Raw genomic sequence first — 25,310 nt, 5'->3', positions numbered from 1 at the left:
CGGGCGGGTCAGAAGCTGGTGCCGAAGCCGTTTGCGGCGGATCCGGAGCCGGATCCCGGTCCCGTGTCGGAGGAGCCGGTGCCGCCGGGGCCGCCCTTGCGCAGGGAGTCCAGGTCGGCCTTGATCGTGTCGACCGGGATGGCGAAGCCGAGGCCGACGCTGCCGGCGGCGGAGTTGCCGGAGGCGGGGGAGTAGATCGCCGAGGGCATGCCCACGATCCGGCCGTTCATGTCGACGAGGGCACCGCCGGAGTTGCCGGGGTTGAGGGAGGCGTCCGTCTGGAGGGCCTTGTACGAGGTGGTGTCGGAGCCGGTGTCCCCGTTGAACTGGCGGCCGCCGAAGGAGAACGGCCAGCCGTCCTCGCCCTGCTGCCGGCTCCGCGGGGCCTGCTGCTCCGACTTCGGCACCTTCACCTCGCGGTTCAGCGCGGAGACGATGCCGCTGGTGACGGTGCCGGTGAGGCCGTCGGGCGAGCCGATGGCGACGACCTGGTCGCCGACCTTCACGCCGCCGGACCCGCCGAGCACGGCGGGCTTCAGCCCGGAGGCGCCCTGGAGCTTGATCAGGGCCAGGTCCTTGTCGGGGTCGGTGCCCACGGTCTTGGCGGCGTACTTCTTGCCGTCGCTCATCGTCACCTGGATCTCGGCGGCGCCGCTCACCACGTGGTTGTTGGTGACGATCTCGCCGTCGGCGGTGAGGACGATCCCGGAGCCGGTGCCCTGGCCGGAGCCGGTGCGGACGTCGATCCGGACGACCGAGGGGCTGACCTGCTCGGCGACTCCGGCGACGGTGCCCGAGCTGGACTGCGAGACGGTGGTGCCGTCGACCCCGCCGGTGCTGCCCGCCTGCCGGTCCATCAGCTGTCCGACGGCGGCCGCGGTGCCGCCGCCGACCAGGGCCGCGGCCAGCGCCACGGCGGCCAGCAGCGCGACGGGCCGCTTGGCACGGGGTGCGGGTGCGGGTGCCGCGGCGTGGGCGGGACCGTGAGGGCCGCCGCCCTCGTACCCGCCGTTCCCGCCCGCGCCGCCCTCGCCCGCCGGGACCGTCTCGCCCCGGATGACCTGCGGCTGCGGCTGGTGCGCCTCGTGCCACCCGGGGGCGGCGGGCGGGTACGAGGGCGGCGGCGGGTAGGCCGCCGCCCCTGCGCCGGCCGCGGGGTACGCGCCGAACGGCGCGTGCTGGGCCGGGCTGTTCTCCTGCGGGTACTCGCCTTCGCGGCGGAAGCTGTCGGTCATGTCACCGACTCTGACCGGAGATCATGAGAGCTTCCTGAGTCAGGCCTGAGAAGCCCGACAGAACCGTCCGCGACCGATACGAGAACCGGCCTTGACCCTCGACCTGGTGGAGGTCCCAGAGTCACGGGTGTGGAGAGCGAGATGCACAGCATTGGCGAGATGGGCCGCGACAGCGGGCTGGGCGTGAGCGCGCTGCGCTTCTACGACCGCGCGGGCGTCCTGCCTCCCGCCCGGGTCGATCCGGCGACCGGGTACCGCTGGTACGCGCCCGAACAGCTCGACGAGGCCCGGCTGCTGGCCCGGCTCCGCCAGGCGGGGATGCCGCTCGCCGACGTCCGGCTGGTCCTGGCGGCCTGGTCCGGCGGGGACACCGGCCTGGTGCCCCTGCTGCTGGACGGGCACCTGCGGCGGCTCGAACGCGAGCTCGCCGATGCGCGCGGCGCGCTCTCCGCGGTACGCGCCCGACTCGGACACAAGGAGAGCACCATGCCCACCACCGCCCTGACCGCCCGGCTGACCGTGCCCGCCGCGGAGCTCGCGGCCGCGCTGGACTCCGTACGCTTCGCCGCCGGCACCGACCCCGAGCTGCCGGTGCTCGGCGGAATCCTCTTCGACGCGGAGGGGACGGACCTGCACGTCGTGGCCACCGACCGCTACCGGATGGCCGTGGCCCGGACCTCCACCACCGGCCACGGCGGCGAGCGGGTCCGGCTGACCGTGCCGACCCCCCTCGTGGACGCCATGCGGGCCCTGCTGGCCGGCGACTCCCCGGCCCTGCTCACCGTGGACGGGGACGGGATCGAACTGGAGACACAGGGCCGCCGGGTCGCCGGGCAGGGCCTGGGCGAGGAGTTCCCCGACTACCGCCGCCTGACGCGGCTGCCCGAGGGCCGCCGTATCCCGCTGGACGTGCCGGCGCTGCGGCAGGGCCTGGCCGGGCAGGAAGGCGAGAGGTGCGCCCTCGTCCTGACGGACACGGTGACCGTCGCCGACGAGGCCCACGAGCCCGGCAGCGGGCCGGGCTCCGGCTCCGGCTCCGCCGGGGAGCTGGTCGGGGTCAACCCGGCCTTCCTCCTCGACGCGCTCGCCGTGGGGGACGACATGACGCTGGAGTACGTCGGCCCCAGGGCCCCGCTGGTACTCCGGCGGCCCGGCACCGAGGACGCCTTCTCCCTGCTGATGCCGTGCACGCTGGACGCGTGACCCGCGCTCAGTGGCAGCCGCAGGAGCGGCGGACCACCAGCGCCGAAGGGAACTGCTTCAGCCGCTCCCGCCGGGATCCGGCCACGCGCAGGCCGTCGTCCAGGACCAGGTCCACGGCCGCACGGGCCATCGCCGGGCGGTCCGAGGCGATCGTGGTCAGCGGCGGGTCGGTGAGGGCGGCTTCCTTGACGTCGTCGAAGCCCGCGACGGCCAGTTCCCCGGGCACGTCGATGCGCAGTTCGCGTGCCGCGCGCAGCACACCGATCGCCTGGTCGTCCGTGGCGCAGAAGATGGCCGTCGGCCGGTCGGGCCGCGCCAGGACCTCCAGGGCGACCCGGTACGCGTCGTAGCGGTTGTACGGGGCCTCGATGAGCCGGCCCTCGATCGAGCGGCCGGACTCCTGCATGGCCCGGCGCCAGCCCTCGACGTGGTCGGCGACGGGGTCGCCGACGGACGGGGTGTTCTCGACGCCGCCGATGCAGGCCACGTACTCGTGCCCGTGCTCCAGCAGGTGGCGGGTGGCGAGCTGGGCGCCGCCGATGTCGTCCGTGACGACGGCGACGTCGTCGATCGCCTCCGGCCGCTCGTGCAGCAGCACGACCCGCGCGTCCCAGGCCTCGATCTCGCTGGCGGCCTGCTCGCTCATGCCCTGGCTGACCAGGATCAGGCCCGACACCCGCATGCCGAGGAAGGCCCGCAGGTAGTGGACCTCGCGCTCGGTGCGGTAGTCGGAGTTGCCGACCAGCACCATCTTTCCGCGCTCGGCGGCGGCCTGTTCGACCGCGTGCGCCATCTCCGCGAAGAACGGCTGCCGGGCGTCCGGGACGATCATGCCTATGAGGTCGGTGCGCCGCGAGGCCATCGCCTGGGCGACCCGGTCCGGGCGGTAGCCCAGCTCCTTGATCGCGGCGAGGACACGCTCGCGCGTGGCCGGGGCAACCGGCCGGGGTCCGTTGTTGATGACGTAGCTCACGACGGCGGTCGACGTACCCGCAAGTCGTGCAACGTCATCCCGCGTCACCTTGGCCACGCGCGGCAGTCTACGCGGGGTGACCTACCTCTGGGCAGGGCGTCCTGCCGAGTGGATGCTCACAGCGTGTTCGGCCGATCAGGTGACGGACGGGGCCTGCTGGGCGGTGGGCTGGGCGGCCGCCTGGGCAGCGGCCTTGGCGGCCGCCTGGGCCGCGGCTTCCGCCGCCGCCCGCTCGACCTTCTCCGGCGTGACGAAGCGGTAGCCGACGTTGCGGACCGTGCCGATCAGGGACTCGTGCTCGGGGCCGAGCTTGGCGCGCAGCCGCCGTACGTGCACGTCGACGGTCCGGGTGCCGCCGAAGTAGTCGTAGCCCCACACCTCCTGCAGCAGCTGGGCGCGGGTGAAGACCCGGCCCGGGTGCTGGGCGAGGTACTTGAGCAGCTCGAACTCCTTGAAGGTGAGGTCGAGCACGCGCCCCTTGAGCTTGGCGGAGTACGTGGCCTCGTCCACCGACAGGTCGCCGTTGCGGATCTCCATGGGGGAGTCGTCCGAGCCCAGCTGCTGGCGGCCGGTCGCCAGGCGCAGCCGCGCTTCGACCTCGGCCGGACCCGCCGTGTCCAGGAGGACGTCGTCGATGCCCCAGTCGGCGGTGACGGCCGCCAGGCCGCCCTCGGTGACGACGAGGATCAGCGGACAGCCGGGACCGGTGGAGCGGAGCAGCTGGCACAGGGAGCGCACCTGCGGCAGGTCGCGGCGGCCGTCCACGAGGATGACATCGGCTCCCGGGGTGTCCACCAGGGCGGGGCCCTCGGCCGGGGCGACCCGGACGTTGTGCAGCAGCAGGCCGAGGGCGGGCAGCACCTCGGTGGACGGCTGCAGGGCGTTGGTGAGCAGCAGGAGTGAGCTCACGACCGACCACCTGCCCGGGTCGGACGGTGGTGCACGGTTCGCTGGTCCATCACGTCGGTTCCTCCTCGGTCCCGTCGAGGACATGCGTGGTTCTGCTTCGTACGTCTTGCCCGGCGTCCCTGCGGTCCCCGCGCCCTGGGGTCCGCATGGATACCACTGTTCCCGGTTCGTTCAACGTGCTGAAAGCACAAAAGGACCCGGGGGCTACGTTGCCCGGATCCTCTCGCCAAGCAGAATAGCCCACCCGCCGACGGGCGGCCGAGGCTTCACCGGCTTCCGCTTCTGTGGTTCATGCCACGCTCCCGCCCAGCGTATGCCCGGGTTTCACCGGTTCGGGGGCCCGCCGAGCGGTGCCCCGGGCCGGGCCGGGCGCACACCCGGCGCGTCGGGGCACGCCGGGGCCGGCGGTGGGAGGGGCCATCATGGAGGCCGACGGTAGAGAGCCGACGATGGGAGCAGCAGTGGCAACCGGAACCATCCGCTACTGGGCGGCGGCCAAAGCCGCGGCCAAGACGGCGGAGGAGCCGTACTCGGCGCGCACACTGGCCGAGGCGCTCGACGCCGTGCGGGAACGCCACCCCGGGGAGCTGACCAGGGTCCTGCTGCGCTGCTCCTTCCTCGTGAACGACGAGCCTGTGGGCAAGCGCCCGCATGATTCCGTTCCGCTGACCGAGGGGGGCACCGTCGAGGTGCTCCCGCCGTTCGCGGGCGGGTGAGCGGGAGCCGATGAGTACGCCTGAGGAACAGCAGCGCCGGCAGTACGCGCAGCAGCAGGACCAGCACCAGCAGCAGCACCAGCAGGGCGACCCGTACGACCCGTACGGGACCCAGACCTGGCAGTCCGACACCTGGGACACCAGCCACCAGCCGGTGCATCCGCCGCTGGGCGCGGTGCCCGGGCAGCCGGTGGCGCCCGAGGGCTGGTTCCGGGACGAGCCCGCGGCGGCCCCGGCGGCCCCGGCCGCCCCGGGCCCCTGGCAGGACGGCTACGCCCCGGCCCCCGAGCCGTACCAGCAGCAGGTGGCCCCGGAGGGCTGGTTCCGGGACGAGGCCGCGGCGACCCCGGCCTCCCCGGCCTCCCCGGCGGCCCCGGGCCTCTGGCAGGACGGCTACGCCCCGGCCCCCGAGCCGTACCAGCAGCAGGTGGCCCCGGAGAGCTGGTTCCGGGACGAGGCCGCGGCCCAGGCGCCCGCCGCGGATCCGGTCCAGGGATGGCCGCAGGGTGCAGAGACGGCCTACTTGCCGCCCTACCCGGGCCCGGAGCACGACCAGCAGTACCAGTCCCGGCAGCAGCCGGCCGAGGAGACCGCCTACCTGCCGCCGGTCGCGGACGTGGCCGCCGCCGAGCAGACCGCCTACCTGCCGCCCCAGGCGGCAGCCACCCCGGACACGGACACGGACATGGACACGGCCGAGGCTCCCGGTGAGCCGCAGGAGATCACCTCCTGGTCCCCGCCCACCCTCGCCGGCAACACCCTGCGCGCCGTCGACCCCGCCCAGGCACGCGCCGAGGGCCGGTCGCCGATCATCGACCCCGGTCCGCAGTCCGCCATACTGACCGCCGTCCTCGGGCTGCTGCTCGCCGTGGCCGCCGCCCTCGGGCAGTACGCCCTGCTCCTGCCGCTGATCGCCCTGCAGGGCCTCACGGCGGCCGGCTGGTTCCGCCTCAACGGCATGTGGCCCGCCCGCCAGGGCATCGCCCTCGCCTTCGCCGGAGCCGTCGTCGCGGACGTGGCCGTGCTCGCCGTCGAGCCCTCGTACGGGCCCGGCGCGATCGTCGGGACCCTCGGCGCCTGGGTGCTGCTCACGCTCGTCCTGCAGCTGCGCAGCCACGCCGATCCCGACGAGCGGATGTACGGGCTCATGGCCTCGGTGGCCTCGGCCGCCCTCGCCATCGTCTGCGCCGGATATCTCGCGGCCGACTCCGCGGCCGCCACGGTCGGCGCCGCGGCCGTCGCGGTCGCCGTCTTCGCCCGTGCGCTGCCGCTGCCCGCCGTCCCCTCCGCCGGGGTTTCGCTGGCCGCCGCCGCGGGCGCCGGCATCGCGGTCGGCGGGCTGACCTCGGTCGGAGCGGGCGGGGCGCTGATCGGCCTCGCGGCCGGGGTGTGCGCGCTGGTCGGCCTGCGCGTGGCGGCGTACGACTACCCGTCGAAGTTCGTGCACATGACGGCCGGTGTGGCCCTGCCGCTCGCGGCGGCCGCCCCCGCCGTGTACCTGATCGGCCGGGTGGTGGGCTGATCCCCACCCGACGACGGGCATGGTCAACTAGAACGCACGTACCGATTAGTAGGGGGAGGGAACGTGCGTTTCCTGCGTGTCGTCGTGATCGTCGGAGTGGTTCTGGGGGCCCTGTTCGTGGGGGCGGACCGCTGGGCCGCGAGTTACGTCGAGGACCGGCTGGCCGACCGAATACAGGCGCGGCAGGGCCTGGCCGGGTCCTCGGAGGTGGAGGTCCACGGCTTCCCCTTCCTGACCCAGCTGCTCAGCCGCGATCTCGACCAGGTCGACCTGAGGCTGCGGGGCGTCGAGATCACCGCCGAGGGCCGCAAGACGCGCCTGTCGGAGCTGGACGCGAGCTTCCACGGCGTGAAGCTGGACGCGGACTACGGCGGCGGCACGGCCGCCCGGGCCGAGGGCAGCGCGCTCATCACGTACGCCGACCTGACGGCGGCCTCGCAGACCGGCGCGACCCTCTCCTACGGCGGGGCGCCGGGCAAGGTCAAGGTCACCGCGGCGGTCGAGGTCGCCGGCAAGACCCTGACGCACAGCGTCGTGTCGACCGTCACCCTTGAGGATGCTCCCGGGGCCAAGGGCGGCAAGATCGTCCGAGTGCGTGCCGACCAGGTGCCCGGCGGGAGCGTTCCGCTGGTCGAGAAGCTGATCCGCAAGAAGACCGACTTCGACCGCGACCTCGGCAGCGGCCTGCCGGCCGGGCTCCAGCTCTCGTCCCTGACCTCGGACGAGGCCGGTGTGCACCTCGTGCTCGGCGGTGCGAACGTGGTGGTGGCCGGATCGTGAGACGGAGCGGTCCGATCCGCAGAAGGACGGACCGTACGGTGGCTCCCCGGCCCGGCCGGACGGCCGCCCGGGGACCTCGTATCCCAATATTCGGACGATCCTGTCTCGCCATATGACACGCCGGTGACAGGGCGGCTGATTCGTCCCTACGATCCATGGCTATGAAGCATCAGCAGGCGGACCTCACGAAGCGACGGGCAGTAGACCTGTGTCGCGTCGCCGCCATGCTCTGTCGATCCATGTGACCTGTGAGCGCATCCGCTCCATCGACCGGACGACGGCCCCACGGCCCTTCCCGCGTGACCGCACCAGCCTCCTGACTCCCTGACGCCTCCCCGCGCAGGACCTTGAGCGCACCCGCAGGCACGCAGCACCGCGTCACCCGCACCGCCCCGCCGCACACTGCCCCGGAGGAGAACACCATGAGCCGCAGCGACGTCCTCGTAGACGCCGACTGGGTCGAGGCCCACCTGAACGACGCCAACGTCGTCATCGTCGAGGTGGACGAGGACACGTCCGCGTACGACAAGAACCACATCACCAACGCGGTCCGGATCGACTGGAAGAGCGACCTCCAGGACCCGGTCCGCCGCGACTTCGTGGACCAGGAGGGCTTCGAGAAGCTCCTCTCCGCCAAGGGCATCTCCAACGACGACACCGTCGTCCTCTACGGCGGCAACAACAACTGGTTCGCGTCCTACGCCTACTGGTACTTCAAGCTCTACGGCCACCAGGACGTCAAGCTCCTCGACGGCGGCCGCAAGAAGTGGGAGCTCGACTCCCGCGACCTGGTCGACGGCAAGGACGTCCCGAACCGCCCGGCCACCACGTACAAGGCCAAGGCCCAGGACACCTCCATCCGCGCCTTCCGCGACGACGTCGTGGCCGCGATCGGCTCCCTGAACCTGGTCGACGTCCGTTCGCCCGACGAGTTCTCGGGCAAGCTGCTCGCCCCGGCGCACCTCCCGCAGGAGCAGTCGCAGCGCCCCGGCCACGTGCCGAGCGCCCGCAACATCCCGTGGTCGAAGAACGCCAACGACGACGGCACCTTCAAGTCGGACGACGAGCTGACCGCCCTCTACGAGGCGGAGCAGGTCGATCTGGCGAAGGACACCATCGCCTACTGCCGCATCGGTGAGCGCTCCGCGCTCACGTGGTTCGTGCTGCACGAGCTCCTGGGCCAGGAGAACGTCAAGAACTACGACGGTTCGTGGACCGAGTACGGCTCGCTCGTCGGCGTGCCGATCGAGCTCGGCCCCAACAAGTAACCAGACCACCGGGGCACGCGACGCCCTCGTAGTACGACCTCTCCAGGACAGGACAGAGAACATGTGTGGAGCACAGATCGGCGGGCCCGACCTCGCCACGCTGAAGCCCGGTGAGACCGCCATCCAGGGCCAGGTCACCAAGGACGGCGAGCCGGTGTCCGGCTACGTCCGCCTGCTGGACTCGACCGGCGAGTTCACCGCCGAGGTCCCGACCTCGGCGACCGGCCAGTTCCGCTTCTACGCCGCCACCGGCTCCTGGACGCTGCGGGCGCTGGTCCCGGGCGCCCAGGCCGACCGCGCCGTGGTCGTCGCCGAGGCCGGCGGCGTGACGGACGTGGCGATCGCGGTCTGAGCACCGCACATGTGATCGCCTGATCGAACGGCCGAAGGGCCGCACCCCCGGGGGTTGGACGCCACTGGAACGGGGTGCGGCCCTTCGTGCCGTCCGCGCCCTTGCGCGCGGGGTCGCCGGATCTACGCTGGAGGCATGTACGCCCGGCGCCGGCGCGCCTACTTCCTGCTCATGGGCGGATGCCTGGTCCTCTTCGTCTCCGCCTGGGCCGTCGTGCGCCTGTGGTCGGTCGAGGCCGCGGTGGCCATGTGCGTGGTCGCCATGGTCATCCCGCCGGTCGCCGCGATGATCGCCAACCGGCGCGGCCCGGACGACCGCTGGTGGGACGACCCCTCGGGTGATCCGAAGTCCGACGAGTGGTGGGACGAACTGGACGGAAAACGGCGTCACGAGGATTGAAACCCGGCGAGACGAGAATGTGATCTAGGTTCGTACAACTGCTCCCCCTGGGTGTGGGTCATCGCGTACGCGCGGGTAATCAACCCGCGCCTGCAGGCCTGTGGGGGACCCCTTTGGAACACGAACAGACCATCCCGGAGCAGCCGAAAGAGGGGGAGAGCGCACCGGAGGCGGACACTTCGGTCCCGCGCCGCCGGGCGGGGCGCACGGCTCTCCTGATCGCGGGCGCGGCGGCGCTCGGCGTGCTCGCGGGGACGGTCACCGGCTACGCGGTCCAGTACCACCGCGAGCCCACCGCGCTGCCGCCGCTGGCCCAGCAGAAGATGGCCGAGGCGAAGCCCCAGGCGATGGGCGACGCCACGACCCGGCGTTCGATCAACGCCAACCGCTGGCACAAGGCGGACGAGGAACTGGCCAAGAAGCTGCTGGAGGTTCCGGGCGGGGCGAAGACCGAGTTCTCGGGCGCCTCTCCCGTCGACATGTTCTCCGCGGCGTACTTCGAGGACGCCTCCGGTGGTCTCGGCGGCCTCCTCTCCAGCCGGGTCCAGAGCATCGCGAGCGTGGAGTGGTCCGAGTCCGACCGGAACTTCGTCGAGATCAACCTCCTCCGGTTCCACGACCGCGACGGGGCCGAGGACTTCCAGAAGGGCATCGAGGACTACATGCCCACCCAGAAGTACGCGGGCAACGCGGGCAAGGAGGTCCCGGGTGTTCCCGAGGACTTCGGGCACCTGTGGATCGACTCGAAGGCGCACGAGGAACCCGGGTACCACCCGCTCCGGGGGTCCCGTGCCGTCGTCCGGCGCGGCGACATCGTGATGAGCGTCGAGTACACGAACAACCGCGGCGAGATCGACGAGAGCACCCTGGTCGACCTGGTCAAGCGACAGATGGAGCGGCTGTGAGCGAGCAGCAGGACGTGGCCGGGGCCGAGGCCGTGACCGAGACGAAGAACGAGACCAAGACCGAGACCGGGGCCGGGGTGGCCGAGACCGGGGCCGTGACCGACGCCCCGGCCCGGCCCGAGCAGGAGCAGGAGCAGGTCGCCGCCGGGCCCGCGCGCAAGGCGAACCGCAAGGTGGTCAAGCTGGTGGCGGCGGCCGTGGGTGTCGTCGTCCTCGCGGGCGCCGGCATCGGCGCCGCTGCCGCGCTCGCGGACGCGGACCGGACCTCGCCGACGCGGTACTGGATGGCGGAGGACCACACGACGGGCGGCACCCAGGCCCCGGTGCCGTCGGTGCCCCCGAACGCGCTCACGGGCAAGCTGCTGCCGCTGCCCGACAGGTACTGGCCCGGCCCCGACATCGACAAGGAGGGCAACGACTACTTCCTGTCGGGCGAGCGGGCGCTGGAGAGCTTCAAGGAAGCCCGCACGGGCCTGTCCGGCAGCGAGCGCGGCGAGCGGGACAAGGCCCTCGCCGACCTGAAGGTCAAGGGCCTGGCCGGACGCAGCTACTCTCGCCGCGACGGCGACGGAAACGCCGCCGCCGAGATCGAGCTGCTCCAGGCCGACCCCGCGCAGCTCGCCCAGTTCGCCGAGTTCACCGGCAAGCTCTTCGCACTCCTCGGCAAGGGCGCCGAAGCGCCGAAGGTGGACGGCTACCCCCAGGCGAAATGCGTGGTCGCCCCCATCGAGATCGAGAAGGAGGGCAAGAAGAAGGAGAAGATCGACGCCCTCGACTGCCTGGCCGTCGAGGGAGACGTCATGGTCAGTTTCCGGATGTACGGGACCGAGGGATTCGCGGCGAAGGACGCCGTGGGCCTCTTCAAGCAGCAACTCGACCACCTCAAGTCCCCCGGAGAGTCCGCGTGAGCGAGCAGACCGACACCGCCGGCGTAACCGCGCCCGCGCCCGTACCCGCGCCCGAGGCATCCCCGGAGGTATCCCCGGAAGCCGCCGAGGCGACCACCGAGGCCGCGGAACCCGCCGCGGTGACCCCGGAAGCCGTGACCCCCGAGGCCGCAGCCCCGGCCGCGCCCGAAGCCGCCGCGCCGGCCGCGCCCGAGGCCGCAGTCCCGGCCGCGCCCGAGGCCGCGTCCGAGGCGGGTCCCTGGGCACCCCCGGCCGGGCCCGAGGCCGGTCCGTGGGCCGCCCCGCCCGCCCCGCCCAAGGACCGGCGGAAGCTGTTCGCCGCCCTGCGCTGGACCGCCGCCGTCGCCGTCTTCGCCGCCGTCGGCACGGGGGTCGCGTACGGGATCACCCTGCCCGAGCGCACCGACGTCCCCGGGCTGTCCACCGAGGACGACGGCCGCTGGACGTTCCCGGCGCTGTCCCGGCCCGCGCTGCCCGCAGGCGCCCCGGTGCCCCAGGGCCCGGACAACAAGGACGGGACGCACTACGCACCGCTCACCGGCCTGCTCCTGCCCGCTCCCGAGGGCGCCAAGGCCGACGACGCGGTCAAGGCGGACAAGGACGGGAACGTGTCGGTCGACACCTTCCTGGAGGAGTACACGCCCGAGGCGCGCGAGAAGCTGAAGCAGTCCCTCGAATGGGACGGGCTGCGGCAGATCGCCGGCCGGGGCTGGACGACCGCGGACGGCACGCGTACGCACGTGTACCTGCTGCGCTTCCACTCGTCCGGCTTCGTGGACGCCTTCAAGGGCTGCGACAGCAACGCGCGGCTGACCGGCGTCTCGGCCCTGGACCTGGACGACGTCTGGAACAAGGCCAAGAACACGCAGATGAACAGCACCACGCTGGACTTCCCCGGTGCGGCCAACTTCGACGGCACCGAACTCAGCGTGTACCAGGAGGTGAAGCCCTTCCTCGGCGAGGAGCAGACCAAGGTCGGGTGCCTCCGGACGGGTGATGTCCTGGGCATGGTCATCCAGACCCGCAAGGGCGAGGTGGCCCCCGTCACCTTCCACCAGTCGGTGATCCTGCAGAGCCAGCTGCTCAGCTGACCGCCGGGCCGGAACCGGGCCGTCGGCCGGGGTACGGGCCACCTCGCACGGTGCGCCCGGCCCCGGCCCAGTAGGCTTGGGAACCGGCCCGTACCCCCCGAACGAATTCCGAGGAGCACCCCGTGCTTGAGGCAGTCTTCACCTCCCTGCTGGTCCTGGTCTGCGTCGGCGTCATGGCCTTCACCGGCCTGGCCGTCAAGAAGCTGTACCAGGGTCAGCGCTGAGCATCCGCCCAGCAGACCGCCCCGGAACCCCTCCGACAGATCGCCTGAGCAGCCATTCATGATCCAGATCCCGTCCGACCTGAACCCGGGCCTCGTCCCCCTCGCCTTCCTCCTCGGCAACTGGGAGGGTGCGGGAGTCTTCGACTTCCCCGGTGAGGAGAAGTGCAACTTCGGCCAGGAAGTCGTCTTCAGCCACGACGGCCGGGACTTCCTGGAGTACACCTCCCACACCTGGGTCCTCGACGCCGAGGGCAACAAGGTGCGGCCGCTGGAGTCCGAGTCGGGCTACTGGCGCATCGACAAGGACCGCAAGGTCGAGATCGTCATGGTCCGCGACCAGGGCGTCGTCGAGGTCTGGTACGGCGAGCTCGCCGACCAGAAGCCCCAGATCGACCTGGCCACCGACGCGGTCGCCCGTACCGCGGCTTCCGGCCCGTACAGCGGCGGCAAGCGGCTCTACGGCTACGTGAAGAGCGACCTCATGTGGGTCGGTGAGAAGGCCACCCCGGACGTCGAGCTGCGTCCGTACATGTCGGCCCAGCTGAAGAAGGTCGTCACGCCCGAGGAGGTCGCCGAGATGGCGCGCAACCTCCCGGACATGCCGGACGACGGCATCGCCTTCTTCCGCTGAGCCCACCGGCCGGACGCCCGGCCGTGGGTCCGGCCTACGCACGGCTGTGCGAAAGGGGGCCGCGGGATCGCCCGCGGCCCCCTTCGCGCGCATACACTGGCCGGGTGGGGAGCAGCGTGGACACCGAAAGCTCTGACTGGAAGAGCGACCTGCGGCAGCGCGGATACCGGCTGACACCGCAGCGCCAGCTCGTGCTGGAGGCGGTCGACGCCCTGGAGCACGCCACTCCGGACGAGATCCTCGCCGAGGTGCGCAAGACCGCCTCCGGGGTCAACATCTCCACCGTCTACCGCACCCTGGAGCTCCTGGAAGAGCTCAAGCTGGTCTCGCACGCCCACCTCGGGCACGGGGCGCCCACCTACCACCTCGCCGACCGGCACCACCACATCCACCTGGTCTGCCGCGACTGCGCCGAGGTCATCGAGGCGGACGTGGACATCGCCGCCGAGTTCACGGCGAAGCTCCGGGACACCTTCGGCTTCGAGACCGACATGAAGCACTTCGCGATCTTCGGCCTGTGCCGCAAGTGCGCCGCCCAGCAGCGTGCCGCTCAGCCGTAGCAGGGTCGTACGCTTGGTCCCATGACCAGCAGCCCCTTGCTCCATCTCCCCGGCGCCGTACCGGCCGAAGGCCGTGACGAGGGCGTCGCCGCCCACTACGGCGAGCTGTACGGCGAACAGCGCGCCCTCGCGGAGGGGCGCGGCTTCGTCGACCTCTCGCACCGCGGGGTCGTCACCGTCAGCGGGCCGGAGCGCCTGAGCTGGCTGCACCTGCTGCTCACCCAGCACCTCACCGAACTGCCGGCCGGGCAGGCCACCGAGGCGCTGATCCTCTCCGCCAACGGGCACATCGAGCACGCGCTCTACCTCGTCGACGACGGTGAGACCACGTGGGCGCACGTGGAGCCGGGCACCCAGGCCGAGCTGATCGCCTACCTGGAGTCCATGAAGTTCTTCTACCGCGTCGAAGTCGCCGACCGCACCGAGGAGTTCGCGGTCGTGCACCTGCCGGCCGGCTCGATCGCCGAGGTCACGCAGGACAAGGAGCACGTCGTCCGGGAGACCGCGTACGGCCGGGACGTGTTCCTGCCCCGCGGCGAGCTGGAGTCGTTCGCCGCCGCGCACGGTCCGGCGGCCGGCCTGCTCGCGTACGAGGCCCTGCGCGTCGAGGCGCACCGGCCGCGGCTCGGCCAGGAGACCGACCACCGCACCATCCCGCACGAGCTGGGCTGGATCGGCACGGCCGTGCACCTGCAGAAGGGCTGCTACCGCGGCCAGGAGACGGTCGCCCGTGTCCACAACCTGGGGAAGCCCCCGCGCCGCCTGGTCTTCCTGCACCTGGACGGCTCGGAGGTGCTGCTCCCGGCGCACGGCACGCCGGTGCGGCTCGCGTCGGACGGGGAGGAGGGCCGTCAGCTGGGCTTCGTGACCACGGCCGTCCGCCACCACGAGCTGGGCCCGATCGCGCTCGCGCTGGTCAAGCGCAACGTGCCGGTCGACGCGCCGCTGCTGGCCGGGAAGACGGCCGCCGCGCAGGAGGTCGTCGTAGCGCCCTGACCTCGGCAGTCAGGCGTCTCAGACGTCGATGACGAGGGTGAACGGGCCGTGGTTGGTCAGCGAGACCCGCATGTCCGCGCCGAACCGGCCCGTCTCCACCGTCGCGCCCAGCGCGCGCAGCCGTGCCACGACCTCGTCGACCAGCGGCTCGGCGACCGGGCCGGGAGCGGCCGCGTTCCAGGTGGGCCGACGGCCCTTGCGGGCGTCGCCGTAGAGCGTGAACTGGGAGATCACCAGCAGCGGTGCGCCGTTGTCGCTGCAGGACTTCTCGCCCTCCAGGATCCGCACGGACCACAGCTTGCGGGCCAGCAGTTCCGCCTTCTCCGGGGTGTCGTCGTGGGTCACGCCCACCAGCACGCACAACCCCTCGCCGACGATCTCGCCCACGGTCTCGCCGCCGACGACGACGCTCGCGCCGTCCACCCTCTGCACCACTGCTCGCATACCACCTGTGTATCAGGCTTGCACCCGTCCGGGGCCGATCGGGTGCACTGGGACTGCGTGGGGGCCACGGGGAGTGGCACGATGCAAGCAGGCGGTGCGGGTGCGCCGCACCGGTCGAGGGGACGGACCCGAACGCATGAATACTTCTGGTACCTCCGTACCTGCATCACCCGCCTCCGTCGCAGCTGCCGCGGTACGACCGCCCGCGCAGCGCACGGCCGAGACGCAGGGGCCGTCGGCCCCGACCACCGGGCTCGGGCTGCCGGAGCTGCGGGCGCTGCGCCGTGACGCGCAGCGCGACGAGGCCGATCTGAGCTATGTGCGCAGACTGCTCCAGGGCCGCATCGACATCCTGCGGGCGGAGCTGGCCCGGCGGACGGACCCCGAGGCGCCGGTGGTGGACCGGCTCTCGGTGATCCTCGCCGACGCCCCCTCCAGCCGCAGCGCCTCGGCCCGGCACGTCACGCTCGGCACCCCGCACAGCGAGGAGTACCGGGTGCTGGCCGCGGAGATGCTGTCCGACGTGGAGCTCTCGGACCTGGGCGCCCGTACGGACGGCGAACTGCACGACGGGATGGGGAGGCTGGTGCGCTACGAGCAGCAGGTCTCGCGGCGCCGGCAGCAGCTCCAGCGCACGGTGGACGAGTGCACTGCGGAGATCACCCGCCGGTACCGGGAGGGGGAGGCGCAGGTGGACGACCTGCTCGCGTAGAAATTCGGGCGACCGGCCGCCGTCGGCGGATTAGCGTGGGCGGTTATGAGTGCTGACGTCCGGCCGATCGCCGAATCCGAACTCCCCGACTGGGTGCGCACCGTGCACACCGGTTTCCTGACCGCCTCCCGGGTGACCGAGGCCGACATAGCCCTGCGCGCCAAGTACACCGACTTCTCGCGGACGTACGGGGCGTTCGACCCGGACAGCGGCCGCTGCGTGGCCACCCTGCGCTCCTTCCCGCAGGAGTTGACCGTGCCCGGCGGTGCGGGGGTCCGCTCCGCCGCGATCTCCAACGTGGGCGTGCTGCCCACCCACCGCCGCCAGGGTCTGCTGACCCGGATGATGGCTGCCGAGTTCGCCGCGGCCGAGGCGCGCGGCGACGCGTTGATGACGCTGATCGCCGCCGAGTACCAGATCTACGGGCGGTACGGGTTCGGGCCGGCCGCCTCCCTCGTGGAGTGGGAGATCGACGTCGCGCGCACCGGGCTCGACCGGAGGATGTCGGCGCCGGCGGACGGCGGCCGGATCGACCTGGTGGACGTCGAGGAGCTGCGACGGGTGGGGCCGGAGCTGCACGAGCGGCTGCGGGCGCGCACACCCGGTGCGGTGAACCGGGACGACCGCTGGTGGAACACGGCGACCGGCGTGGAGACGTGGTCGTACCGGCCCTACCAGGACAAGTTCCACGCCGTGTACCGGACCGCGGAGGGGGAGGTGGCCGGCCTCGCCGTGTACAGCGCGGACGACCACTGGACGGATGCGAAGATCCCGCAGAGCAGTGTGCAGGTCAGGGACCTGCTGGCGGTCAGCCCGCAGGCGGAGCGGGCGCTCTGGCAGTTCCTGTGCTCGATCGACTGGGTGCTGAAGGTCCGCACCGGCTACCGTGCCTCCGACGCCCTCGTCCCGGACCTGCTGCCCGACCCGCGGTCGGCGCGGGTCGTGACCGCCGCGGACTTCCTGTGGGTGCGGGTGCTGGACGTCGTACGGGCGCTGGGCGCGCGGACGTACGAGGTGCCCGGGGTGCTCGTCCTGGAGGTCACCGACGAGAACGGGCCGGCGGCGGGCCGGTACCGGCTGGACGCCGGCACCGGCGTGTGCGAGCGGACCGGGGAGGCGGCGGACCTGCGGCTGGACGTGGCCGAGCTGGGCTCCCTGTACCTGGGCGGCACCTCCGCGGTGCGGCTGGCCGCGCTGGGCCGGGTGACCGAGGAGCGGCCCGGGGCGGCCGCGCTGGCCGACGCGGTCTTCCGCACGGCGCGCAGCCCGTGGTGCCCGGACATCTTCTGACGCGTTCTGACGAGGAACTGAGATCGTGACATCACTTGTGGAATCCCTGCGCGCGGCGGGCTGCGTCTTCGCGGAGGAGGAGGCGGAGCTCCTGACCGGGGCCGCCACCGACGCGGACCATCTGGCGGAGCTGCTGTCCCGCCGGGTCGGCGGCGAACCGCTGGAACACGTCGTCGGCTGGGCGGAGTTCTGCGGGCTGCGCATGGAGGTCGGCGCGGGGGCCTTCGTGCCGCGCCGGCGTACCGAGTTCCTGGTGCGGGAGGCGTTGGCACTGGCCCGGCCCGGCGCGGTGGTGCTGGACCTGTGCTGCGGGGTCGGCGCCCTGGGCGCGGCGGTGGCCGCGGGGCTGCCGGGCGGCGCCGAGCTGCACGCGGCGGACATCGACCCGGCGGCGCTGGTGTACGCGCGGCGGAACGTGGCCCCGTACGGCGGCCGGGTGTGGGAGGGCGACCTGTACGCGGCGCTCCCGTCCTCGCTGCGCGGCCGGGTGGACGTGCTCGTGGTCAACGCCCCGTACGTGCCGACGGAGGAGATCGTCCTGATGCCGTCAGAGGCGCGCGACCACGAGCCGCTGGTCTCCCTGGACGGCGGGGCCGACGGCCTGGACATCCACCGCCGGGTGGCGGCGGGGGCCCTGCCCTGGCTGGCCCCGGGCGGCCACCTGCTGATCGAGACGAGCGCCCGCCAGTCGCCGTCGACGGCCTCGGCCCTGGCCTCGGCGGGCCTCGCGGTCCGGGCGGTGACCTCGGAGGAGCTGTACGCGACGGTGGTCATCGGCACGGCCTGACGCGGCCCGTCGGGCCCTCTGGTCTATCCCTCCCCGAGCAGGGGGGCGAGCGGGTCCTGGTCGAGTCCGAGCGGCACGGCCAGGGCCGCCTCGTAGGCGGGGCGCGGGAAGACGTAAGGGCCCAGGGGCAGTTCGCCCCATTCCGGGCGGTGGATCTGGTAGAAGCCGGACCAGGTGACCTCGCTCTCCGTGGCGCGGACCATGGCCAGCAGCGGCCAGCAGGCGTCGATCCCGCAGGGGCAGCCCATCAGGCACAGGGCACCGGTGTTCCGGTCGCGCAGGTGCGGTGGCGCCTCGCCCATGAAGTGCGCCCGGGCCCGGGCGCCGTCGGCGTCGTCGTCGAGGTGCAGCGGGGCGTGCTGGCCCAGCAGGAACGCGTCGCGCTCCTGCGGGGTGTCGTCGTCCTCGTCGAGCTCGCGGCTCCAGAGCGCGCGCGTCGCCTCCGCGACGAGGACGCGCAGATCGGTCCCGTCGACGCGGATGCCCCAGGCGGTGAGGTGCGGGAAGCCGGGGTGGGGGAGGCGCAGGAACTCCACCCGGTGCGGGGCGGACGGGAGGGACGGGGCATGCGGGACGGACGGAGCGGAGTGGACCTCCGGGATGGCCGGCAGACTCATGCGCCCCATCCTGTGGGCCCGGCCCGGCCGGATCCAACGGATATCGCCACGGCGCCGGCGACGGCGGCGACGGCAGCGGCAGCGGCAGCGGTTAGGGTCCGGGCCGAGGGCCTGGACTGCCGGTTCGGTCACGGGAACGCCTTCGACCTGCCGGAGGCGGTCACCGTGTGCGTCGAACCGCTGGTGCACCGCCGCTGGTACGCCGTTCCGCGGGGACGACCCCGCCACCCCGAGGAGACGAGTTGATCACGGAGTACCAGCAGAAGCTGCGCGAGCGCTACATCGCCGCCCCCGTCATGCCGGCCCCGGAGCCCTGGCAGCAGGTGCTGGACAACAGGACCCCCATCGGGGGTCTGCTCGGCATCGGCTTCGCCGTCCATCCGGGCAGCGGGCACGACCTCGTCATGGTGGTGTCCCAGGACGGCCACGGGCTCTTCGACGCGGTGACCGGCGAGAAGATCGCCCGCGACCGGGATCCCGACCCCGAAACGAGCACCCCGGACGCGTCTGCGGAGCTCACCTGCCCCGGGCTCGGCCCGGTCGAGGGCGTGCCGGTGCGGATCGCCGGGCTCTTCGGCGGCGGCCTGCACACCACCACACCGGACGGCTGGGTCCTGGACGTCGTCCGCCCGGAGTGGCCGCGTGACCGCGTCGTCCTTTCCGCCGACGGCGGGTCCCACCAGGGCCCGGCAGGAGGGACGTGGTGGCACGTCTTCCACTCCTGCTACTCGGAACTGCGCGCGGTCGGGTTCTCTCCCTCCGGACTGACCCTGGCGGTCGCCACCAGCAGCGACCTCACCCTGTGGACCCGGCCCGAGCTCCGCTTCGACGACTGAGCCGGGCGCCGGGACGACGACCTCGACACCTCCGCCGGACCGCGCGGAGGTGTCGGGCAGGTCAGGGCGCGTTCAGGGCCTGCGCTCGGCCGGGGCCTCAGCTGTTCCAGGTCTCGGTGTACGAGTCGGCCACCGTGACCTTCGCCCAGTGGTTGGAGACACGGCAGTTCCGGGACTGATGCGTGACGTAGACCTGGTACACGCGCTTCTTGATGCCGATCTTGTAGTTGATCCGCTTGCGGGCGGGCGCCACGATCATCGTGGTCTTGCCCCTGGTGATGGTGACGCTTCCCTCGACGCTCACCCCGAGCTTGGAGCTGATCTCCGCCGCCGCCAGATCGATCTTGCCTCCGATCTCGCCCTCGACGCTGCCCTTCAGGCTGGCGCTGATGCCCGCGGAGACGCTCTCGCGCACGGAGGCGTCGCCGCGGCGGTTGTCGATGACTCCCGACGCGACCACCTTGTGCCAGGTGGACGAGATCTCCGTGTACTTGCGCTTGTAGACGTCGTCACAGACCTCGGCCGCGGACGCGGGCGCCGCCGACAGTCCGATCAGCCCGCCGGTGAGCACGGCCGACGCGGTGGCGGCCGTGACGAACTTGCGCACGTAGGTGCCCATGCTGTTTCCCCTCCTGATGCTCCGCCCTGGTCGGTGGGCGGAGCTCCCAGCCTCTGCCGGCCCGTTCGGCCGGTACGCACACAAGAGGCGGGCAGCGCCGGAAAGGATTCACCCCCGGCCACGAAATCCGCGACGGCCCGGTGCCGGCGCCGGCACCGGGTGGGAGATGCTGCAAGCGAGGCGCTTGCAATAGTTAGCAAGGTCGGGCAGGATCTGAGCATGGCATCGCTCAACGTCGGAAATCTCGGCGAGTACCTCCGTGAGCAGCGCCGGCAGGCCCAGCTCTCGCTGCGGCAGCTGGCCGAGCAGGCGGGGGTGTCGAATCCGTACCTGAGCCAGATCGAGCGCGGGCTGCGCAAGCCGAGCGCGGACATCCTGCAGCAGCTGGCCAAGGCGCTGCGGATCTCCGCGGAGACGCTGTACGTGCAGGCCGGGATCCTGGACGAGCGGGACCCGGACGAGGTGGAGACGCGAGCCGTCATACTCGCCGACCCGTCGATCAACGAGCGGCAGAAGCAGGTGCTGCTCCAGATCTACGAGTCGTTCCGCAAGGAGAACGCGCTCGACGCGCCCGCCGACGAGATGCCGCCGAAGACGAACTGAAGTTGATCCGGGAGGACCAGCACATGGCCATCGCCGATGACCTGAAGAAGACCCTCACCGACCCCACTCCCCTCTACTTCGCAGCCGGGACCGCCGACCTGGCCGTGCAGCAGGCCAAGAAGGTGCCCGACCTGATCGAGCAGCTGCGCGCCGAGGCCCCCGCGCGCATCGAGGCCGTGAAGAACACGGACCCGAAGGCCGTGCAGGACGCCGTCACCGCCAAGTTCGCCGAGGTGCTCGGCGCGATCGACCCGAAGAAGCTCGGGGAGACCGCCCAGGACCTCGCGCTGCGCGGAGTCGGCGTGGCCGCCGAGTACGCGGTGCGCGCCAAGGAGACGTACGACAAGGTCGCCGTGCACGGCGAGCAGGCCGTGCGGAACTGGCGCGGCGACGTCTCCGCCGAGATCGTCGACATCGCCGTGGCCGTCGAGCCCGGGGCGGAGCCGGTGACCGAGCCGGAGCCGGAGTCGGAGCCGGTCGCCGAGGCCGCCGGCGAGGAGAAGCCGGTCGCGAAGAAGACCACCGCGCGCAAGAGCACGGCCAAGAAGGCCGTGGTCACGGCGGACGACGCGAGCTGAAGCACGGCCGCATGAGCGACGGCGGGCCGGGCACCCTTCAGGGGCCCGGCCCGTTGTGGTTCATGAAGGGGCCCGTGCCGGTAGCGTGGAGTCGGGCGGCAACCGAAGTGCGAAGCAGCAGCTGAGAAGGCGGTCGAAGCGATGTTGATGAACGGGTTCGATCTCGGCGTGATCCCGTTGCTCCTGCTCGCCATGCGGGTGCTCGCCCTCGTGGCCTTCGTGTTCGCCCTGGTGGCACGAGAGGACGCGTACCGGGCGGCCGAGAAGCAGAGCAAGACGTTCTGGCTGGTCCTGCTCGGCGTCACCGTGGCCGTGGGCTTCGTCCCCGGGATGATGTTCCTGCAGATCGCCGGTCTCGTCGCGACCATCGTGTTCTTCGTCGACGTGCGGCCGGCCCTCAAGCAGGTCTCGGGCGGTGGCGGCCGGCGTGGCGGCGGCAGCAGCAGCGACGGGCCGTACGGGCCCTACAACGGCGGACGCTAGTCCCGTGACCGGCGCGCGGCGGGGGCTCAGCCCTCGGCGCGGGAGAGCAGGACCACGGCCACGTCGTCGGTCAGCTCGCCGCCGTTGAGCCGGCGGGCCTCGGTGACGGAGGCCTCCAGCAGGCCCTCACCGCTCAGACCGCGGTCCAGGTGCCGGTTGATCATGTCGACCATGCCGTCCTGTCCCAGGCGTTCCTTGCCCTCGCCGATGTGGCCCTCGATCAGGCCGTCCGTGTAGAGCATCAGGCTCCAGGTGCCGCCGAGCTCCACCTGGCGGCGCGGCCAGCGGGCCCGGGGCAGCAGTCCGAGGGCCGGGCCGCTGTTCTCGTACGGGAGCAGCCGCGCGCGGCGGCCCGGCCGGGAGATCAGCGGGGCCGGATGGCCGGCCAGGCACAGGCCGGCGCGGCGCCCGTCCGGGGCGATGTCGACCGTGCACAGCGTCGCGAATATCTCCTCGCACGGCCGCTCCACCTCCAGGACCTGCTGGAGGGTGGCCAGCAGGTCGTCGCCGCACAGGCCGGCGAGTGTCAGGGCGCGCCAGGCGATGCGGAGCTCGACGCCGAGCGCGGCCTCGTCCGGGCCGTGTCCGCAGACGTCGCCGATCATGGCGTGGACGGTGCCGTCGGGGGTGCGGACGGTGTCGTAGAAGTCACCGCCGAGCAGGGCCCGGCTGCGGCCGGGCCGGTAGCGGGCGGCGAAGCGGAGGTCCGAGCCCTCCAGCAGGGGTGTGGGGAGCAGGCCGCGTTCCAGCCGGGCGTTCTCCTGGGCGCGCAGTTTCGATTCTGCGAGCTTGTACTGGGCGATGTCCGCCCGTTTTCTCTCCACGGCGTAGCGGATGGCGCGGCTGAGCAGCCGGCCGTCCAGCTCGTCCCGGAAGAGGAAGTCCTGGGCGCCGACCCGGACGGCCTCGGCGGCGCGCTCGGCGTCGTCCTCGTCGGTGAGGACGAGGACGGCGTGGCGCGGGGCTATGCGCAGCACCTGGCGGAGGGCGACCAGCTGGTCCACGGCGGGCGCGGTGGCGGTTGCGGTTGCGGTGGCAGTGCCGGTGGCGGTGGCCGTGCCGGTGGCCGCGGCTCCCGGGGTACGGGCGCTGGCGTCCGGGAGGGACAGGTCGAGGAGGATGCAGTGCACGTCGGGCGTGAGCAGCCGCTCGGCCTCGGTGAGGTTGCGGGCGGTGCGGACCCGGATGCGGTGGCCGTCCGCGTCGAGGATCTCGGGGACGGTGAGGCCGCCGGCCGGGTCGTCCTCGATGACCAGGAGCGTCAGCGGGGTGGTGTGCGGGGTCGCCTGAGGGGTCGCTTGCGCGACGCCCGTGGCGGCCATGGCCGGGGCGGCGGTCTGCAGAACGGCCTGACCGCTCTCCGTGGCCGAGGTGTCCCTCTGCCGCGGTACGGGTACGGGCATCGTCTCCGGTTCCTTCCCTCCCCCCGAGGGTGCGCTCGTCCGGCAGACCCTAGCGGTCCCGGCCCGACGAACGGAATGCCGTTCTTGGTGAGGGCCTCCGGCATATGCGGCTATCGCGGGGGAAAATCGGCCCACTGGATGACAAAGGTCACGGCGGGGCCGCGTTCCGTCCCGTCCAGCGAGACGTGTCCGACCCCCGCCGGGTTGCCTACGTCACCCCGCCCGAGCCCCCACCCCAGCGAACCCTCCGCCCCTCGGACCCCCGAACCCCGATACCGGATTCCCGAGCCGAGCGCCCCGGGGCCGAGCACTCCAGCTCCGGTCCCCGAGCCACTCGGCCCGAGCGCCGGGTTCTCCGCGGCACCCGGGCTTCCGGTCCCCGGGCCCGGGTCTCGGCGCACCCGGCACCCAGGCCGGGGCGCCGAGCACTCCGGCTCAGGTCGCCGCCCGGTGTCGGGTTCCGGAGCCCTGTATCCCCGGGTCCCTGAACGCCTGGGCGCCGGGTTTCCCGGGGCATCCGGACTGCGGGCCCGGGTCTCGGCGCACCCGGCACCCAGGCCGGGGCGCCGAGCACTCCGGCTCAGGTCGCCGCCCGGTGTCGGATTCCCGAGCCCTGTATCCCCGGGTCCCTGAACGCCGGGGCGCCGGGCTTCCTGCGGCACTCGGGCTCTCCGGGCCTGGGTCTCGGCGCACCCGGCAACCAGGCCGGGCTCCGGGGTACCTCCCGCCCCCTGCCGCCGTGCGCGCCCCCCGGGTCGGTGGCGGATTCCCGAGCCATGCGGCCCCGGGCCCATGAGCGCCCGGGCGCCGGTTTCCCGCGGCACCCGGGCCCCGGGCCGGGGGTTTCGGCGCGCGCGGCAGCCAGGCCGGGGCCGGGCCCGGGTCTCGGCGCACCCGGCAGCCAGGCCGGGGCCAGGGCCGGCTCCGAGGCTGGGGTCCGGGCCGGTACCCCGGGCCCGGGCTCCGGCCCGGAGCACCCTGCCGAGCAACCCCGCAGGGGCTACGCGTCGGGGCGGACCACTGCCTTGATCGGCATCGAGCCCGCTCCCGCCAGCGTGATGTTCCGCCCCGGGCGCGGGGCGTGGACCATCGCGCCGTCGCCGACGTACATGCCGACGTGGGTGGCGTCGTCGAAGTAGATGATCAGGTCGCCGGGGCGCATGTCCTTCAGCGCGATCTTCGGCAGCAGCCGCAGCTGCTCCTGCGAGGTGCGCGGGATACCCCGGCCCGCCGCCAGCCAGGCCTGCGAGGTCAGCCCGGAGCAGTCGAAGGACCCGGGGCCCACGGCACCCCATTTGTACGGCTTGCCGATCTGCGCGGTGGCGAACTGCACGGCCCGCTTGCCCGCTTCCGTGGCCGCGCCGTTGACGTCCTTCATCGCGCCCGTCGACAGCCACGCCGTCTGTGCCTTGTACTGGGCCTCCTGCTCCAGCTGGATCAGCCGGGCCTTCTCCTCGGCCTCCAGCTTGCTCTCCAGCTCCTCGGCGGCCTTGATCTTCTCCTCGATCTGCTTCTTGGACTCCTCCGACTTGACCCGGTTCGTCTCCAGGATGCTCCAGCGCTCGTTCGCCTCCTGGGCGTAGCGCTGCAAGTCGGCCTGGGTCCGGTCCAGTTCGGAGAGCAGGCCCGAGGTGGCCTTCTCGCCCTGGCGCAGCCGGCCCGCGCCGTCGAGGTAGTGGTTCGGGTCGTCGCTCAACGCCAGCTGCGCGCCCGGCGGCATCCCGCCCGAGCGGTACTGGGCGCGGGCGGCGGCGCCCGCCCGGTTCTTCAGGGCGGTGATCCGCTCCTTGCCGGCGACGACGAGATTGGCGATCTGGACGATCTTGTCCGACTGGGCCTTCGTCTCGGCCTCGGCGAGGTTGTAGGCCTCGGTGGCGGTGGCCGCCTGCCGGTACAGCTCCTCGATCTCCTTGCGGACCTGTTCCAGGGACTTGCCGCCCGGTTCGGGGAGGGGCGCCGCCGGAGCCGCAGGTGCCGCGGGTGCCGCAGGGGCCGCCGGCGCCACCGGAGCGGCGTGCGCGACGCCCGTGGCGAAGCCCGGCGCCGCCAGTATCGCCATCGTGCACACCAGCACGAGAGAGCTTGCGCCTCGCCGTTGCCTTGCGGCTCCCATGGTCCCCCCAGACACCCCAGCCAGACCCCGTATCAGATCTGACTATTCATCAGTAACTTGGCACCGTCATCGGGATGGTGCCACGAGTAGATGAATTGCAACACCCTTGTGGATGGCGATGCGATCTTGTCCCACCCAACGGACGCCATAACC

29 protein-coding genes are annotated in these 25,310 nt (G+C 72.5%); 21 read left to right on the top strand and 8 right to left on the bottom strand.

The genetic code is table 11. The features are described 5' to 3' along the window. Positions 1–8: 8 nt before the first annotated feature. Positions 9–1,235, bottom strand: a complete 1,227-nt coding sequence (locus DEJ51_RS15120) for a S1C family serine protease (protein WP_150258053.1) — start codon at positions 1,233–1,235, stop codon at positions 9–11. Positions 1,236–1,376: 141 nt separating this feature from the next. Here DEJ51_RS15120 and DEJ51_RS15115 point away from each other — a divergent pair, with 141 nt between their 5' ends. Next, complete coding sequence (locus DEJ51_RS15115; RefSeq protein ID WP_223835821.1) at positions 1,377–2,438, top strand: MerR family transcriptional regulator; 1,062 nt, start codon at positions 1,377–1,379, stop codon at positions 2,436–2,438. Between the two features lie 7 nt (positions 2,439–2,445). Here the strand turns inward: DEJ51_RS15115 and DEJ51_RS15110 are convergent, their stop codons facing one another. After that, the gene (locus DEJ51_RS15110) at positions 2,446–3,468 is read right to left on the bottom strand and encodes a LacI family DNA-binding transcriptional regulator (RefSeq protein WP_150258052.1); all 1,023 of its coding nucleotides are present in this window, start codon (positions 3,466–3,468) and stop codon (positions 2,446–2,448) included. Between the two features lie 78 nt (positions 3,469–3,546). Continuing rightward, entirely contained in the window at positions 3,547–4,320 is a 774-nt protein-coding gene (locus tag DEJ51_RS15105; RefSeq protein WP_150258051.1) for a response regulator transcription factor, read from the bottom strand. Between the two features lie 461 nt (positions 4,321–4,781). Between DEJ51_RS15105 and DEJ51_RS15100 the strand changes: the two genes are divergently transcribed. The 13 genes from DEJ51_RS15100 to DEJ51_RS15045 all read left to right on the top strand — a co-directional run bounded on the left by DEJ51_RS15100 (position 4,782) and on the right by DEJ51_RS15045 (position 14,672). Further along, complete coding sequence (locus DEJ51_RS15100) at positions 4,782–5,036, top strand: MoaD/ThiS family protein (RefSeq protein WP_030011762.1); 255 nt, start codon at positions 4,782–4,784, stop codon at positions 5,034–5,036. Between the two features lie 10 nt (positions 5,037–5,046). After that, positions 5,047–6,558 carry a hypothetical protein gene (locus tag DEJ51_RS35045; RefSeq protein WP_223835820.1) on the top strand — a complete coding sequence of 504 codons (1,512 nt, stop codon included), beginning with the start codon at positions 5,047–5,049 and terminating at the stop codon, positions 6,556–6,558. Positions 6,559–6,621: 63 nt separating this feature from the next. After that, positions 6,622–7,338, top strand: a complete 717-nt coding sequence (locus DEJ51_RS15090) for a DUF2993 domain-containing protein (RefSeq protein WP_150258050.1) — start codon at positions 6,622–6,624, stop codon at positions 7,336–7,338. A gap of 155 nt (positions 7,339–7,493) precedes the next feature. Next, a complete protein-coding gene (locus tag DEJ51_RS35835) occupies positions 7,494–7,583 on the top strand; it encodes an Ms5788A family Cys-rich leader peptide (protein ID WP_350875872.1) in 90 nt (29 codons plus the stop codon). Positions 7,584–7,760: 177 nt separating this feature from the next. Next, on the top strand, positions 7,761–8,606 hold the full coding sequence (locus tag DEJ51_RS15085; RefSeq protein WP_150258049.1) for a sulfurtransferase: 846 nt from the start codon (positions 7,761–7,763) through the stop codon (positions 8,604–8,606). A 61-nt stretch (positions 8,607–8,667) separates the two neighbouring features. Next, on the top strand, positions 8,668–8,958 hold the full coding sequence (locus DEJ51_RS15080; RefSeq protein ID WP_030030422.1) for a DUF1416 domain-containing protein: 291 nt from the start codon (positions 8,668–8,670) through the stop codon (positions 8,956–8,958). Between the two features lie 135 nt (positions 8,959–9,093). Next, a complete protein-coding gene (locus tag DEJ51_RS15075) occupies positions 9,094–9,357 on the top strand; it encodes a DUF3099 domain-containing protein (protein WP_052875676.1) in 264 nt (87 codons plus the stop codon). Positions 9,358–9,470: 113 nt separating this feature from the next. After that, positions 9,471–10,262, top strand: coding sequence for a hypothetical protein (locus DEJ51_RS15070; RefSeq protein ID WP_223835819.1), 792 nt, complete (start codon positions 9,471–9,473; stop codon positions 10,260–10,262). After that, positions 10,259–11,170 (top strand): hypothetical protein, encoded by a 912-nt coding sequence (locus DEJ51_RS15065; RefSeq protein WP_223835818.1) that lies wholly within the window; start codon positions 10,259–10,261, stop codon positions 11,168–11,170. Before DEJ51_RS15070 ends, DEJ51_RS15065 begins: the two co-directional genes overlap by 4 nt. Further along, positions 11,167–12,261, top strand: a complete 1,095-nt coding sequence (locus DEJ51_RS15060) for a hypothetical protein (protein ID WP_223835817.1) — start codon at positions 11,167–11,169, stop codon at positions 12,259–12,261. The genes DEJ51_RS15065 and DEJ51_RS15060 overlap by 4 nt, the downstream gene beginning before the upstream one ends. Positions 12,262–12,543: 282 nt before the next feature. After that, complete coding sequence (locus tag DEJ51_RS15055; RefSeq protein ID WP_150258047.1) at positions 12,544–13,116, top strand: FABP family protein; 573 nt, start codon at positions 12,544–12,546, stop codon at positions 13,114–13,116. Between the two features lie 104 nt (positions 13,117–13,220). Continuing rightward, the gene (locus DEJ51_RS15050) at positions 13,221–13,676 is read left to right on the top strand and encodes a Fur family transcriptional regulator (RefSeq protein WP_223835816.1); all 456 of its coding nucleotides are present in this window, start codon (positions 13,221–13,223) and stop codon (positions 13,674–13,676) included. A gap of 21 nt (positions 13,677–13,697) precedes the next feature. Then, positions 13,698–14,672 (top strand): YgfZ/GcvT domain-containing protein, encoded by a 975-nt coding sequence (locus DEJ51_RS15045; protein WP_150258046.1) that lies wholly within the window; start codon positions 13,698–13,700, stop codon positions 14,670–14,672. Positions 14,673–14,690: 18 nt separating this feature from the next. Here DEJ51_RS15045 and dtd read toward each other — a convergent pair whose 3' ends face one another. Beyond that, positions 14,691–15,116, bottom strand: a complete 426-nt coding sequence (gene dtd, locus DEJ51_RS15040) for a D-aminoacyl-tRNA deacylase (protein ID WP_150258045.1) — start codon at positions 15,114–15,116, stop codon at positions 14,691–14,693. Positions 15,117–15,252: 136 nt separating this feature from the next. Between dtd and DEJ51_RS15035 the strand changes: the two genes are divergently transcribed. Genes DEJ51_RS15035 through DEJ51_RS15025 form a run of 3 tightly spaced genes read left to right on the top strand, consistent with a single transcriptional unit; the run spans position 15,253 to position 17,905 of the window. Then, positions 15,253–15,828 (top strand): AmfC protein, encoded by a 576-nt coding sequence (locus tag DEJ51_RS15035; RefSeq protein WP_150258044.1) that lies wholly within the window; start codon positions 15,253–15,255, stop codon positions 15,826–15,828. 45 nt (positions 15,829–15,873) lie between these two features. Next, complete coding sequence (locus tag DEJ51_RS15030) at positions 15,874–17,118, top strand: GNAT family N-acetyltransferase (RefSeq protein WP_150258043.1); 1,245 nt, start codon at positions 15,874–15,876, stop codon at positions 17,116–17,118. Between the two features lie 22 nt (positions 17,119–17,140). Next, positions 17,141–17,905: a putative protein N(5)-glutamine methyltransferase gene (locus tag DEJ51_RS15025; RefSeq protein WP_150258042.1), complete on the top strand. Its 765-nt coding sequence runs from the start codon at positions 17,141–17,143 to the stop codon at positions 17,903–17,905. A gap of 23 nt (positions 17,906–17,928) precedes the next feature. On the opposite strand, the gene DEJ51_RS15020 is transcribed toward DEJ51_RS15025, so the two are convergent. Then, positions 17,929–18,522: a hypothetical protein gene (locus DEJ51_RS15020; protein ID WP_223835815.1), complete on the bottom strand. Its 594-nt coding sequence runs from the start codon at positions 18,520–18,522 to the stop codon at positions 17,929–17,931. 242 nt (positions 18,523–18,764) lie between these two features. On the opposite strand from DEJ51_RS15020, the gene DEJ51_RS15015 reads away from it, so the two are divergent. After that, positions 18,765–19,358 (top strand): hypothetical protein, encoded by a 594-nt coding sequence (locus DEJ51_RS15015; protein WP_150258041.1) that lies wholly within the window; start codon positions 18,765–18,767, stop codon positions 19,356–19,358. 97 nt (positions 19,359–19,455) lie between these two features. Here DEJ51_RS15015 and DEJ51_RS15010 read toward each other — a convergent pair whose 3' ends face one another. Continuing rightward, complete coding sequence (locus DEJ51_RS15010; RefSeq protein ID WP_150258040.1) at positions 19,456–19,977, bottom strand: hypothetical protein; 522 nt, start codon at positions 19,975–19,977, stop codon at positions 19,456–19,458. A 219-nt stretch (positions 19,978–20,196) separates the two neighbouring features. Between DEJ51_RS15010 and DEJ51_RS15005 the strand changes: the two genes are divergently transcribed. From DEJ51_RS15005 to DEJ51_RS14995, 3 genes are all read left to right on the top strand, one after another. After that, on the top strand, positions 20,197–20,580 hold the full coding sequence (locus tag DEJ51_RS15005) for a helix-turn-helix domain-containing protein (RefSeq protein ID WP_150258039.1): 384 nt from the start codon (positions 20,197–20,199) through the stop codon (positions 20,578–20,580). Positions 20,581–20,603: 23 nt separating this feature from the next. Beyond that, complete coding sequence (locus DEJ51_RS15000) at positions 20,604–21,158, top strand: hypothetical protein (protein WP_150258038.1); 555 nt, start codon at positions 20,604–20,606, stop codon at positions 21,156–21,158. 141 nt (positions 21,159–21,299) lie between these two features. After that, positions 21,300–21,641: a DUF2516 family protein gene (locus DEJ51_RS14995; RefSeq protein ID WP_150258037.1), complete on the top strand. Its 342-nt coding sequence runs from the start codon at positions 21,300–21,302 to the stop codon at positions 21,639–21,641. Positions 21,642–21,667: 26 nt separating this feature from the next. Here the strand turns inward: DEJ51_RS14995 and DEJ51_RS14990 are convergent, their stop codons facing one another. Both DEJ51_RS14990 and DEJ51_RS14985 read right to left on the bottom strand, forming a co-directional pair. Further along, complete coding sequence (locus DEJ51_RS14990) at positions 21,668–23,044, bottom strand: PP2C family protein-serine/threonine phosphatase (RefSeq protein WP_150258036.1); 1,377 nt, start codon at positions 23,042–23,044, stop codon at positions 21,668–21,670. 1,000 nt (positions 23,045–24,044) lie between these two features. Beyond that, positions 24,045–25,103 carry a C40 family peptidase gene (locus tag DEJ51_RS14985; RefSeq protein ID WP_223835814.1) on the bottom strand — a complete coding sequence of 353 codons (1,059 nt, stop codon included), beginning with the start codon at positions 25,101–25,103 and terminating at the stop codon, positions 24,045–24,047. Between the last annotated feature and the right edge of the window lie 207 nt (positions 25,104–25,310).

The sequence above is a fragment of the Streptomyces venezuelae genome (assembly GCF_008642275.1).
GTDB classification, from domain to species: Bacteria; Actinomycetota; Actinomycetes; order Streptomycetales; family Streptomycetaceae; genus Streptomyces; species Streptomyces venezuelae_E.
Note: the sequence above shows the minus strand (reverse complement) of the source record. Positions and strands in the feature narration are given on the sequence as shown.

Bases quoted from the DNA above. Each gene is read 5' to 3' on its own strand.
- DEJ51_RS15000 (WP_150258038.1), top strand. From the start codon at position 20,604: ATGGCCATCGCCGATGACCTGAAGAAGACCCTCACCGACCCCACTCCC.
- DEJ51_RS15120 (WP_150258053.1), bottom strand. From the start codon at position 1,235: ATGACCGACAGCTTCCGCCGCGAAGGCGAGTACCCGCAGGAGAACAGC.
- DEJ51_RS15075 (WP_052875676.1), top strand. From the start codon at position 9,094: ATGTACGCCCGGCGCCGGCGCGCCTACTTCCTGCTCATGGGCGGATGC.
- dtd (WP_150258045.1), bottom strand. From the start codon at position 15,116: ATGCGAGCAGTGGTGCAGAGGGTGGACGGCGCGAGCGTCGTCGTCGGC.
- DEJ51_RS14990 (WP_150258036.1), bottom strand. From the start codon at position 23,044: ATGCCCGTACCCGTACCGCGGCAGAGGGACACCTCGGCCACGGAGAGC.
- DEJ51_RS15020 (WP_223835815.1), bottom strand. From the start codon at position 18,522: ATGAGTCTGCCGGCCATCCCGGAGGTCCACTCCGCTCCGTCCGTCCCG.
- DEJ51_RS15035 (WP_150258044.1), top strand. From the start codon at position 15,253: ATGAATACTTCTGGTACCTCCGTACCTGCATCACCCGCCTCCGTCGCA.
- DEJ51_RS15010 (WP_150258040.1), bottom strand. From the start codon at position 19,977: ATGGGCACCTACGTGCGCAAGTTCGTCACGGCCGCCACCGCGTCGGCC.
- DEJ51_RS15055 (WP_150258047.1), top strand. From the start codon at position 12,544: ATGATCCAGATCCCGTCCGACCTGAACCCGGGCCTCGTCCCCCTCGCC.
- DEJ51_RS15115 (WP_223835821.1), top strand. From the start codon at position 1,377: ATGCACAGCATTGGCGAGATGGGCCGCGACAGCGGGCTGGGCGTGAGC.
- DEJ51_RS15045 (WP_150258046.1), top strand. From the start codon at position 13,698: ATGACCAGCAGCCCCTTGCTCCATCTCCCCGGCGCCGTACCGGCCGAA.
- DEJ51_RS14995 (WP_150258037.1), top strand. From the start codon at position 21,300: ATGTTGATGAACGGGTTCGATCTCGGCGTGATCCCGTTGCTCCTGCTC.
- DEJ51_RS15080 (WP_030030422.1), top strand. From the start codon at position 8,668: ATGTGTGGAGCACAGATCGGCGGGCCCGACCTCGCCACGCTGAAGCCC.
- DEJ51_RS35045 (WP_223835820.1), top strand. From the start codon at position 5,047: ATGAGTACGCCTGAGGAACAGCAGCGCCGGCAGTACGCGCAGCAGCAG.
- DEJ51_RS35835 (WP_350875872.1), top strand. From the start codon at position 7,494: ATGGCTATGAAGCATCAGCAGGCGGACCTCACGAAGCGACGGGCAGTA.
- DEJ51_RS15085 (WP_150258049.1), top strand. From the start codon at position 7,761: ATGAGCCGCAGCGACGTCCTCGTAGACGCCGACTGGGTCGAGGCCCAC.
- DEJ51_RS15005 (WP_150258039.1), top strand. From the start codon at position 20,197: ATGGCATCGCTCAACGTCGGAAATCTCGGCGAGTACCTCCGTGAGCAG.
- DEJ51_RS14985 (WP_223835814.1), bottom strand. From the start codon at position 25,103: ATGGCGATACTGGCGGCGCCGGGCTTCGCCACGGGCGTCGCGCACGCC.
- DEJ51_RS15030 (WP_150258043.1), top strand. From the start codon at position 15,874: ATGAGTGCTGACGTCCGGCCGATCGCCGAATCCGAACTCCCCGACTGG.